Below are 11138 nucleotides of genomic sequence, written 5' to 3' on the forward strand. Positions count from 1 at the left end.
TCCGATCATGATTTAGGTCCCCATTGGAGGTATTGCTGTCCCTGGTAGCGGGCCCAGGTATTGAAGTCGTTGCCCGATGCCGGGTCAAGCTTCCAGTCGCCGTCCTCCCACATCAGATCGACCTGAGCAACAAGTGTCTGTTCCAGACCCGACGCATCGGGTGCCGAGTAGATCAGCCGGTAGGACGCTGCGTCATCGGTGTAGCTGTTCTGGATGTAGCCCAGCAGGGTCAGTCGGGCAATGACGGAGGTGTCTTCGCTCTGCTCGAGCCCGTCCCGGATACGCTGTGCTCGCTCGCCCAACAGCACTCGGTTCGGTCCTTCCGCTACCGCTGCTTCGAGGTCGGACGTTGCTTCCTCGCTGGCCGCCGGGTCCAAAGCGACGGCATAGGTGGCCGCCGCCACCAGTGACCCTGCCTCGGTCGGGGCGTAACCGACGCGCAAGGTGGAAGGCAATTTCTCGCACCCGCCGAACTCCGAGAACGGGATGACGTTGTATCCGCCGACCACCCATTCCTCGATCACGGGAGCACTGTCAGCCACAGATGCGTCGTCGCTGTTGAGGTCCGACTGGCAGTCCCACGCGGCGTCCGCGTCCTCGACAGGTGCTGCTGTCGCGGAAGCGGACGCCGAGGCGGACGATGGTGCTGTCTGCGTTGCAGCGGTGGTTGGTTCTGCTGCCGGTTCGTCGTTGCTGGGGAAGAGGAATGCTCGAATGCCCCATGCGAGGAGGCCGACCAGCACCAGGGCCAGCAGCATCGCGGCGGCGCCGAACCATTTCGGGCGGGCCTTCGGTTCCTGGGTGGTGTCCTGTGTGCTCATCGTCTGTCCTTCTCTCGATCAGGTGGGTAGCTGGTGTTGCTCAGGTGATTGCAGTCCATACGGCGCCGGATGCGCCGAGGAGGCAGGCGGCGACCATGGGCCAGATGGGGGCCTCGATCTCGTTGCCCTGTCGGCGGTTCCTGCCGGCGGAGACGAGTCCGAAGATGAAGAAGACGAACAGGACCAGACCCGCTCCCCACAGGACCCACCCGATGACAGTGGTCAGGCCCTCGGTGCCGGGAGGCTGCGTCGGGGTGAAGGTCTGCGCCGAGAGCGATCCTTCACGGGCTGGGGTGAGTGCGTTGATGGTGGTCAGGGTGTGTGCTGCCAGAGTGTTTCCGAACATGGGAGTTCCCTTTCTCAGTGCCCGGAGCGGGCGATCTTTTCGATTTTCCGGAGCACGCTTTTCAGTCGTGTCCCGGAAGCTTGTGGGGTGACGCCAACCTCGCGCCACGAGGGTTCATACGGTGCCGTCATGGCGACTGGGAACATCCGCGCAACCCCGCGCGCGAAGTCCAGGGTCGGCTTCCTCAGCCGGTTCTTGGGCCGGTCATGGACAATCACCAGGCCGACCAGCTCATAGGGCAGCTGCCCGGACGCGGACTTACGCGCCAGCTGCTGTGCGGCCTCGAGCGAGGACGCACTGGTTGAGCAGACCAGCAGGGCCCGGCCGGCGTAGGTCGGACGCCGCTCGGATTCGTCGACGACGTTCTCGGAGCACAGGCCCGCGAGGGTGCTGGTGCCGACCCCACCGGAAGCACCGACCAGCCACAGGGTCGCGCTGGTCACCGCCACGGGGGCCGCTGGTTCGGCTTTCTCAACAGGCTCGGCGGCGAGGGTCTGCTGAATGTTCCGCGGGCCCCTCAGCGATTCGCGCTGCCCGAGGATCGGGTCATCGTCGATCGGGTCTTCCTGCGGTTCTACCTCCGGCTCGTTGACGAACGGATTGCGCTGCGGGGTCACGGTCACAGTCCCTCCGCGATCTGCTCAGCTGCCCGGAGCCAGGCACGGCGGGTCTGCGGAAGCATCGAGGAGAACCGGATCCTGCCCTCGATCAGCGACGGATCGTAGGGCACCGTGACGACCGACTTCACGAACGGGCGGAAGGACTCAGCGAGCTCGTTCAGCTTCGCTGGCCCATGCGACGGGGTGCAGCCCAGGACAATCACCACAGCACGGTCCGCCAGCGACTGTGCGTGCTCGTTGCCCGCCCGCAGGGCGCTGAGGACCCGGGACGCGCCTTCGGCGGCGTCGTCGACGGACTTGACCGGGATGACGACCTGATCGGAGTGCCCGATCATCGCCTCCCAGTTATCCCCGCGTTCGGTGTTGCCCGAGTCCATGAGGATCAGCCGGTAATACTTCGCGGCTACCGAGTACAGACGGTGGACCTCGTCGCCGGTGACCTCGTGCCGCTTCTTCGCGCCCGACCGGTCATCGGAGCGAAGTACGTCGTACTGGTCCGCGGGCTGGTGATGGACGTAGGACGCCAGATCCCCGGCACGCGCACCGGCGGTCATGAAGTAGTCAGTCTGTTCGAGGAGGTCGACCACCGTCGCCTCATGGCCGGCGTCGAAGGTCCGCCAGCCGAGCGACCCGAGCGAGTTGTTGTTGTCCCACGCCAGGACACCGGAGCCGCCGAGTCGGGCGAACACAGCGGACAGGCAGATCACCGTCGGCGTCTTACCCGCCCCGCCCTTGGGGTTCAGGACCGTGATCGTGCGGGGCCCGGCCCAATGCTGAGAGACGGTCTTCTCGTCCCGGCGCTGCTCCAGCTCCGCCGGCGAGGCCGCGAGCTTCAACCCGAACTGATTCAGTACACCGCGAAAACCCGCTTGTGCGGGCGAGTCGGCATCCGGCCGGTCGACGAACGACGGCATCGCCGTCCTGCGGGTCGGCAGCGGATCCACCGTCTCTGCCGGTGCCACTGCCGATACGACAGCTGATGAAGCAACGGTTTCCGGTGCTGTCGCTTCCGTGGCTATGGGAACCTCAACGGGAGCAGGAACAGGAGTGGCAACGGGTGCTGCTGCTTCCGCCGTGGCCTCCGGCGCGGTCGGCGTTTCTGGCGTGACAGGGTCCGCCGCACGTTCGACCGCTTCGGCGGGCTGTGCTGGCCCGCTGTCCGTCGGCTCACTGTCGGTGTCCTGCTCGATGATGGCGCCGTCGGTCTGGACGAGGATCGTGCGGGAGCCGGACGGGTCCTCGATGTGCAGTTCAGTGGCGGTGCTCGTCTCGGCCGCGAGGTCGGTCGCGGTGCTCATGACGGAGCGGCGGGCGTCCATGACCGACGGGTAGCCGGCGGTGGTTTTCTCGCCTCCCAGGTCGAGCTCGAGGGTGCCGGCCGGGTCGATGACAGCGGTCATTCTCATCAGGGGTTCTCCTTCGGGGAAACAGTCGAGGTGGGGCTCGGAGTAGACGTCGGGGTGGGTGTTGCTGTGGGTCGGGGTGCGACCTGTGTCAGCGCATACAGCAGGCCGGTGGAGGATGCTTCGGCCCGGGTGATTGCCTTGCCGTCGTCGGTGATGACGTCGGGGATCGCTGCCCGGGCGGCGTCGGTCGTCGTTTCGGTGACGCCCTGCGCGTTGATCCGCAGTTGCTCGATGTTGGTGGTGACCCAGGCGTAACCGGCGGCGAGCTTTCCGGCTCCGGGCAGGCGGTGGGCCTGCTTCGCGTCGACGTCAACCAGGAGGCTGCCGGCCATCAGTAGGCCGTTTTCCCGGTCCACCTGGATACCGGAGGTGGCGACGTCGGTTCCTTCGACGGCGACGATGCCGACCTGCGTCGCTTCTGTCGCATCGGCGGCATCTCCAAGGGCGTAGAAGCCGATGGTGGTGGTGTCCTTGGTCTTCCATGCCGCGACGACCGTCCCGTTCACGGATCCGAGGACCGTGACCAGTTCCGCCCCTGCCGAGGGTGCAGGCAGCTTCGCCGGGGCTGGGAGGGCTGCCGAGTCCTGCGTGACGCGCCAGATCCGTCCGGAGCGTGTGTCTGCTGCCACGAGGTCGTCGCCGAGGGCTTCGATGGGTTCCGCGGTCGCCGGGACCACCCGCGCCGCTGTGCTGCCGTCGGCTGCGACGATCAGTGTCCGCTTGTTCGGTAGGTCCACGCGGGGTGCCGTACCGCCGTCCAGGACGATCGTTCCGTCCTTGGGGACGTCGACGCGGATCGGGTCCGCACCGTCGCCGAACAGCACCAGCTCGCGGGCGGCCGCGGCCGCGACCCTGGACTGCCCATCGAGGGTGAACATAGCCAGCTGCGCGACCGTGAATGGTGCGGTGCGGGTCCACCGCTCCACACCCGTGCGAGGGTCATGGCCGATCAGCTTTGAGCCGTCTACGCTCACCGGCTGGCCGAAGGGGTCCAGGATCGCCTTGACGGTTGAGCTGGTCATTGGCGTCGTCCAGTCACCGTAGGTGTCCCACCCGGCAGGCGCCGGGACCGGCAGCTGCGCGGGAGGCGGCGTGTAGACCGTCGCCACCGGCTCGGCTGTGTTGTCCTGCAGCGTGTAGAAGGCGCTGAAACCGACCGTTACGGCTAGGGCACTTGCGCTCCCCCAGAGCACAGCCCTACGGCGAGCAGGAGTGCGACGGCGTGCAGACTTCGACCCAGTACGGGCAGCACCAGCACCCGTGCCGCCGGCAGTACCGGTGGAGGTGGTGTCTTCCCGTTCCTCGAGCGTGCCCAGCTCGGCGTCGACGACCATCTCGTAGACCTCGCCGTCCTCGGTGAGTCCCTGCACCCGGCACGCGGCCAGGCCCAAACGGCGGCACGCTTCCGCTGCGGCGTCGGCGGCCACGTCGGCTGCGGACGTGTCATCGAGCACCGGGTAGGTGAGGACGTCGCCGTTCGCGTCCGCGACGATTTCGCCCTCCCCGATGGTGAGGCGGATGACGGGCCAGGAATGCACGGCCGGGCTCACTTGCCCTCCCCCGTCGTGGAGCCGGGCATCGAGGCGGTCATGTCGCGGGTCTGGTGCCCGACGACGTCCCACCGGCCGTCCGTCTTCTCGAGGTATACGGTCACCTGCCGGTGGCCCGTTCCCTGCAGCGGGGTTTCGTCGCGGGCCACCCAGCGCCACGTTACGTTGAGGACCCGGATGGCTTTGTCCGGGGCGACGTCCTGTCCGGCGTCACCGATCGCCGGCACCGCCCGGGGCACGCTGTAGGCGTCGTGTTCGGCTGGTTCCAGCCATTCGCCGTTGCTAGCGTTGCGCTCGGGCTCGATCTGGTTCGCCGCCCACTCCTCGCTCATCAGCGGCTTGGCGCGTACCGCGGCCGCCGTTTCGGTGCGGTCTACCGTCGTGTCCCACGAGTGCAGCATCAGCGCGGCGACCCGTGCGGTCGAGTCGACGTCGGAGCGGTCTGCGTCTTCCGGGGAGGTGAACGTGTTCCCGCCCAGGACCTCCTCGGCAGGGAGTGAGGTGTAGGAGCCTCCGTAGATGGTGGTCGGCGCGGAGATAGGGGCCACGTCCTCTGCCGCCGGTGCATCGGCGGCGCAGCTGGTCAGATACATCATCGAGACCGTCAGAGCGGCGGCCCGGTAAAGGCGTGTGTGTGAGCGGCGGGTCATCGCACCCACGCTCCTTTCTCTTTCAGGATCGGCTCCGGGTCGAGGTTCCAGCCCTGGTAGGGGTAGACGACCTCCGGTGCTTCCGGCTTGTAAATCTCGAAGTGCAGGTGTGTGGCGACCAGCCCGAGGCCGGCCCGGTTGCCCTCGGTGCCGACGACGTCGCCGCGCTTCAACCGGTCCCCCACGGCCACGCTGTAGGCGTTGAGGTGGCAGAACGCGAACCCGAAATCGGGATCGTCGCCGTCCTCCTTGGCGATCACGCAGCCGTCCTTGTCGTTGAAACCCGTGATGCGTAGATCCGTCGGTGCGATGACCGGGCTGCCGCTGCCGCTGCCGGTGCCCGGAGAGGACAGATCAACGCCGACGTGGTCCTGCGCCCACGCCGGCAGGCCCGGGACGTTGCGGCCCCCGTAGCCTGAGGTGAAGACACCGCCCGGCAGCGGGTTGGTCCACTCACCGTCGCCGAGGTCGCCGTCCCACGCGACCGTGCCCGCCGGTGCCGTGCAGTCGGCAGAAAACTCGCCTTGACCTGTGGCCAGGATCTTCTCGACGTACTGCTCGGTCTCCGTGAACGCCGGGATGCCCTTGGCTGCATGCACGGCACCGGGCCCGGCGTTGTAGGCCGCGAGGGTCAGGCGGACGAGCAGATCGGCGTCATCCCCGGCCAGTGGCTGCACCTGCTCTTTCAGGGTCGCCATGTAGCGCCCGTAGGCAGGGATGGCGTCTTCGGCTGAGAACGGGTCCCCGCCCTCCCCGTACATTGCCCAGGTGCCGGGCATGAACTGAGCCACGCCCTGCGCGCCGACGGCGCTCCGAGCCCCTTCGTTCCAGCCTGATTCCTGCTTCAGTTGCGCGGCAACCACGCTCGTCGGTAGGCCCGCTGTCTTCGCGGCGGCGTCGACCAGATCGCCCCAACCATTCGGGATTGCCGGCGACGAAGTGAGGCCCCCGGCTGTCTCACCAACCGCAGAGATGACGCACGCAGCAGGCTTTTCCTCGGTCTGCGTGAGGACCGCAGCCCCCGCGATGCCCACGACGGGCAGGCCCGCCAGCAGAGGTGCAAGGATCACCAGGGCCAGTAGCGGTGATGTTCCACGCTTCTCGTCTTCGTCCACTGCTACCTCCCCCGGTGTAATGGGCGCGGACTGGTTAGGTCGGGGCCGGTAAAATTTGAGACGGTAAGGATGAAGGCTGATGCCAATTCCTTAGTTCTTAGAATAGCTTAGATTCTGACATCATGGCTACACATGTGTGCCGTGCCCATCTAGCAATCTTTTGAAGGAGGTGCCGTGGCTGTCTCTGGTTCTGACTTCAAGCAATGGCTCGAACGACGCGGCATCACCACATCAGCGAGCGAGCTGGGCCGCCTCACCGGACTGCATCGCGTCACTGTGGGCAACCAGATCCGGCGTGGCAACGTCCCGGAATCGACCGTCGTCGGTGTGGCCCGAGGCGTCGGCATTGATCCCATCGCGGCACTGGCAGACTTCAAGGAGTATCAAGACCTCGACAGTCGGCCACGCTCTCCGACAGCGGCAGAGGTCTTGAGTCAGGTTCATCACGCGGACCTCATGGTCGAGCTGCAGCACCGCTTTCACGAAGACCTGTTCCCACGGAATGACAAGGTCAGGATCGACTTTCCCCACGATGGTTCTCATCGCGCTTGGATCGACGCCATCGACACCGGGGACGTCCGGCACGATGTGGCCGAGAAGACGGGAACGGCGATCACCTATCTGTTCACCCAGCTCTCGGAGAACAAGCTCACCCCCATTCAGGCGGTCACTGCTGCCCGGGTCAGCGGGACGTCAATGGTCGCGGGGCTTGTCGTCGTCGGACTCATCACCATGGAAGAGGGCGACTGGCCCGAGGACGTCCGGGAGACAGCCCTGATGGTGATGAAAAACGAGGATCTGGTCGAACTCATCCAACAACGGCTCAACCTCCTCCAGCGCCGCCTCCGGCAGCGCAAGGAAGCCCTCGAATACGCAGAGAAACTGACGGATCTGATCGGATGAACGACAGCACCTACGTCATATCGGTCAGCCTCATGCTGATCCTGCTCGGTGGCCTGACGTTCCACCGCCTGACGTCCAAAACGACACCGGAAGGAGCCAGGGCGCTACTTCGGCCCAGCGGACGACTCGCCCTCATGGGGATCCTGCTGACCACCGCCTACGTCGTCTCCCTACCGGGCATCTACACAATGCTCGAAGCCATCGTGCCCATCTCCAATGGGACCGACTTCATCGCCAAAGTCTGCGCGATGACCGCCGTGGCGTTCCTCGGCGTGCACCTCGCCATTGCCTACAAGTCCGAAACAGCCCTCCGATGGATCGTCGGCCTTCGTGGCGCCGTGGCACTCGGCATCGCCGCACTTGGCGTCTTCATCACCCTCATCGCAGCAGACACGCCAGAGGCATCGCCCCGCCTGGTGGCCTACGCCGACCAGCCGGCGGTAGAGGTCAACGAATGGATCGTCCTCGCATACACCGCATACATCCTTGGGCCCCTCCTGTCGCCGCTCTTCCGCGACAGCCGCAGTAACCCGCTGCGCTTCGGGCGACTCGCCTCCAGGCTGATCTTCATCGGCTTCGCCCTCTCCATTGGACGCACCCTCGCATACCCGCTGGAACTACGTGCAGGGCCCGAAGCGTTCTATGTCTTTGAGCTCGTCACGCACGTATCGACAGCGTGCGTCGTCCTCGGGCTCTGGGCCTTCGCCTTCGCCAGGAAGAACCAGCTAGCCCGTAAGAAGCTCGACATCGACTTGTCGATCAAGTGAGGAGAGGAACGTGAGTCAGACGCCACCAGAGGCCAAGCTCGCTGTGGAGCGCATCCTGACCAAGGCCAACCCGGAGAACGAGGCAGCCTACGCCGTGATCTTTCGCGCCGTCAGAATCTGCATCGAGGCGGGCATGAACCGCAAGGAAACAGCCCAGTACCTCGGAGTCTCCGCCCGCCGGATCGACAAGCACGGCCAATACTTCCGCACCGCCAAGTCGGTCAAGACCCTCTTCGGAGAAGCCTTCCGCTCCACCTCGATCGAAGTCCCGGCAGAGGATGCCAAGGCGAAGCTCATCCAATGGGCGTGGAGGCCTTAGCTTCTGCTTCAATTACACAACATCAGGGGACTGTGCCATATTGGTACAGTCCCCTTGTCGTTACAGGGCGCAACACCTTAGTCATTTACGAGTCGTGAAGTACCACTAGCAACCGAAGAAGGGTGTCCGTCCAGATGAGCTCTCCTTACTGCCACCGCAGGACGGCACCAACAGCCCTTTGCGCTGCTCAGATCGCCCAGGCTGGCCTGCTTGGCGCATCAATGAGGGTCTGGTGGGTGGCACGTGCTGGCACCGACTGCAACCGCTGGCGCTCATGAGCGCGACAGCTCGGCGACCTTGTAGAACATCAGCTTCAACCTGAACTGAGGAAACATAAGCAGATTTAAGGACGACACGCCCAAGCTCTTCGTGCTTAAGCCGTTTCAGAAACCTAGAGTGCAGAGTATGGCTATTCAGAGGCGCGCGTCAGGCGGACGACCATCTAAGGGCGACCGCCATGTACTGACAACTCGCATTCCTACAGCTGAAGCGGAGAAGCTCTTCGCCGTGGCTGATGCACTGGGAACGTCAGCTAGCTCCTTCATCGCCGAAGTGATGGCGGAGAAGCTAGCCTCCATAGATTTGGACAAGCTAAGCGGCCAGGAGGCGTTGCCCTTCAGCAAGGCCTCATAAAAAAGAAGGCCCGCCGTAGCGGGCCTTCTCATATGCAAGTTTCCAAGCTCTACACCCTATTGCTGCCAGGCTCCCGGGTGGAGAGCTCAACCGAGTACGTCCTTTTCAGGTCGTGCCCTTAGGTGAAAGTGTACACCGAGTGCTCCAAGCACCTCCAGCAGTTGATGCCGCGCCACGCCGGGCAGCTTCGCCCTCCAGCGCCGCGTGGGTTCTCGCACCCCTGATCGCCGGTCAGCCCATTTATCGGGCGGGCCGGTGGATCGGGGACCGTTTCCAGTACCCGCGTCCGCACACGCCGCTGCGCATCACCGGTACCCTGCCCTCCGCGCCGGCGGCCGTGTTGATCCACGACGTCGACGGCTCGGTGCGGACCCTGTGCCTTGACCTGGACACCTCCAAGGCCCGGAAGGCCGTCGTGGACGACGACGCCGCGCGCCTGGCCGACACCCTTGGCGCCGCCGGCCTGTCCTTTGTCGAGGACTACTCCCCCAGCGGCGGCCGACACCTGTACGTGCCCCTGCAGGAAGCCATCACGGCGGCTGAGGCGCGCCGGCTGGTGGAAGCCCTCGGGGTGCGTGCGCCGAGCCTTGATCCGAGTCCGCACCAGAACGTCACCGATGGGTGTATCCGCGTCCCGGGATCCGCGCATAAGTCCGGAGGCCACCAAACGTTGATCACGCCGCTGACGCAGGCTCACGGGATCCTTACCCGCCGCAACCCCGCCGCCGCGTTGGCCGCGCTGCGGAAGGCCCTCGCCCCGGAGCTGTACCGCCTCGAACAGGCCCGGCGCCGCGCCCAGGCGCGCGCCGCGGCCGCGACCACCGCCCTGCGAGCCGCCGCACCATCACGGGCCAGCTCCAGGACCACCAGTCATGATTCGCCGCTGCGCGTGGTGGCCCGTACCGGGCTGTACGAGGCCAACCGGTATGCCAGCGACTCCGAGGCCCGCATGGCCGTCCTGAACCACTTCGCCGCCTGCCACTGGAGCCTGGACCAGGTCCGCGCCGGCATGGATGAGCAGTACACAGGCCTCACCGCCCTTTACGGCACCAAGACCAACCGGCTCCTGCCCCTCGAGTGGGCCAAAGCCGAAGCCTTCACCGCCACCCACACCACCACCGGACCCAGGATCAGAACCACGCCCGGGGCCCGACTGAAGAACCCCTTCCAGCGCACCGGGAAGAAGACTGCGCATAACTTCACCACAAGCCCTACTTCACTCACGGGGGGCAGCCGACAACCGGCTCAGCACCACCAAATGGCGCCCAGCCCTAACTCGATCCACGAGCTCGTGAACGATCTTGAGAATGTCCTCTACGCAGTTCTCGATCACAGGCTCAAAGATCAGGGTCGTGCCGGGATCAGTCTGAGGTTCCTCATCCGGGCTGTGTTGGCGTACATGAGGACCAACCAGACCGATCTTCTCGACGTCGGCTGCCGGACCTTCGCCGTCGCACTGGGTAAGGACCACGTCACCATCGCCCGCCTCCTGCCTCTGCTCGAAGCCGCATCAGCAGGCATTCTCACCCGCATCGACCGGGGACGCGGCCGGAACGCCGACACCTACGCCGTGCAGCTGCCGACCGAGTTCCAGCAGCTTGCCCGCGACCTGACCTGGCGTAAAGGTAAAATCCATGCCATCCGCCCCGTGTTCCGGGCCCTGGGAGACGTCGCGGCCCTGGCCTACGAGGGCATCGAACGCGGTCGCCACTCCCCCACCACCGCGGACCTCACCCGGACCACCGGCATCAGCCGGCGCGCCCTCACCGACCACCTGGCCCGCATGGAAACGTTGCAGATGATTCGCCGGCACCACGGCCGCTGGGAGATCGTTACCACCACCAACCTCCACCAGCTCGCCGCCCGGCTCGGCGCCACCGAAGACCGCGAAGCCCAAATCACCCGCTACCGCAAGGAACGCGCCGCCTGGCACGCCTGGCTCGACCGGCACCTACTCCCCCACCTCGAAGAACACGAACTCCACGACCCGGAACGCGACGACTACTGG

Annotated in this window: 11 protein-coding genes; 4 read left to right on the top strand and 7 right to left on the bottom strand. The window is 65.7% G+C overall.

The window, feature by feature from the left end; genetic code table 11:
* Window positions 1-5: 5 nt before the first annotated feature.
* From ACX80F_RS14960 to ACX80F_RS14990, 7 genes are read right to left on the bottom strand one after another with little or no spacing between them, the layout of a single operon-like run.
* The gene (locus tag ACX80F_RS14960; RefSeq protein WP_459337190.1) at window positions 6-821 is read right to left on the bottom strand and encodes a hypothetical protein; all 816 of its coding nucleotides are present in this window, start codon (window positions 819-821) and stop codon (window positions 6-8) included.
* A 40-nt stretch (window positions 822-861) separates the two neighbouring features.
* Window positions 862-1167, bottom strand: coding sequence for a hypothetical protein (locus ACX80F_RS14965; protein ID WP_459337191.1), 306 nt, complete (start codon window positions 1165-1167; stop codon window positions 862-864).
* Between the two features lie 14 nt (window positions 1168-1181).
* The gene (locus ACX80F_RS14970) at window positions 1182-1784 is read right to left on the bottom strand and encodes a DUF6668 family protein (RefSeq protein WP_459337192.1); all 603 of its coding nucleotides are present in this window, start codon (window positions 1782-1784) and stop codon (window positions 1182-1184) included.
* Window positions 1785-1786: 2 nt separating this feature from the next.
* Window positions 1787-3193, bottom strand: coding sequence for a MinD/ParA family ATP-binding protein (locus ACX80F_RS14975; protein WP_459337193.1), 1407 nt, complete (start codon window positions 3191-3193; stop codon window positions 1787-1789).
* On the bottom strand, window positions 3193-4743 hold the full coding sequence (locus ACX80F_RS14980) for a hypothetical protein (RefSeq protein WP_459337194.1): 1551 nt from the start codon (window positions 4741-4743) through the stop codon (window positions 3193-3195). Before ACX80F_RS14980 ends, ACX80F_RS14975 begins: the two co-directional genes overlap by 1 nt.
* Entirely contained in the window at window positions 4740-5393 is a 654-nt protein-coding gene (locus tag ACX80F_RS14985) for a hypothetical protein (protein ID WP_459337195.1), read from the bottom strand. Before ACX80F_RS14985 ends, ACX80F_RS14980 begins: the two co-directional genes overlap by 4 nt.
* Window positions 5390-6508 carry a transglycosylase SLT domain-containing protein gene (locus tag ACX80F_RS14990; RefSeq protein ID WP_459337196.1) on the bottom strand — a complete coding sequence of 373 codons (1119 nt, stop codon included), beginning with the start codon at window positions 6506-6508 and terminating at the stop codon, window positions 5390-5392. Before ACX80F_RS14990 ends, ACX80F_RS14985 begins: the two co-directional genes overlap by 4 nt.
* Window positions 6509-6682: 174 nt before the next feature.
* On the opposite strand from ACX80F_RS14990, the gene ACX80F_RS14995 reads away from it, so the two are divergent.
* The 4 genes from ACX80F_RS14995 to ACX80F_RS15010 all read left to right on the top strand — a co-directional run.
* Window positions 6683-7411, top strand: a complete 729-nt coding sequence (locus ACX80F_RS14995; protein ID WP_459337197.1) for a hypothetical protein — start codon at window positions 6683-6685, stop codon at window positions 7409-7411.
* The gene (locus tag ACX80F_RS15000; RefSeq protein ID WP_459337198.1) at window positions 7408-8178 is read left to right on the top strand and encodes a hypothetical protein; all 771 of its coding nucleotides are present in this window, start codon (window positions 7408-7410) and stop codon (window positions 8176-8178) included. Before ACX80F_RS14995 ends, ACX80F_RS15000 begins: the two co-directional genes overlap by 4 nt.
* Window positions 8179-8188: 10 nt before the next feature.
* Window positions 8189-8497: a hypothetical protein gene (locus tag ACX80F_RS15005; protein ID WP_459337199.1), complete on the top strand. Its 309-nt coding sequence runs from the start codon at window positions 8189-8191 to the stop codon at window positions 8495-8497.
* A 772-nt stretch (window positions 8498-9269) separates the two neighbouring features.
* Window positions 9270-11138 (top strand): hypothetical protein (locus ACX80F_RS15010; RefSeq protein ID WP_459337200.1); only part of this gene is annotated, 1869 nt, incomplete at its 3' end.

Source organism: Arthrobacter sp. TMS2-4, from assembly GCF_054511075.1.

Excerpts from the sequence above, each read along its gene's own strand:
- ACX80F_RS14960 (WP_459337190.1), bottom strand. The coding sequence starts at position 821 with ATGAGCACACAGGACACCACCCAGGAACCGAAGGCCCGCCCGAAATGG.
- ACX80F_RS15000 (WP_459337198.1), top strand. The coding sequence starts at position 7,408 with ATGAACGACAGCACCTACGTCATATCGGTCAGCCTCATGCTGATCCTG.
- ACX80F_RS14965 (WP_459337191.1), bottom strand. The coding sequence starts at position 1,167 with ATGTTCGGAAACACTCTGGCAGCACACACCCTGACCACCATCAACGCA.
- ACX80F_RS14975 (WP_459337193.1), bottom strand. The coding sequence starts at position 3,193 with ATGAGAATGACCGCTGTCATCGACCCGGCCGGCACCCTCGAGCTCGAC.
- ACX80F_RS14985 (WP_459337195.1), bottom strand. The coding sequence starts at position 5,393 with ATGACCCGCCGCTCACACACACGCCTTTACCGGGCCGCCGCTCTGACG.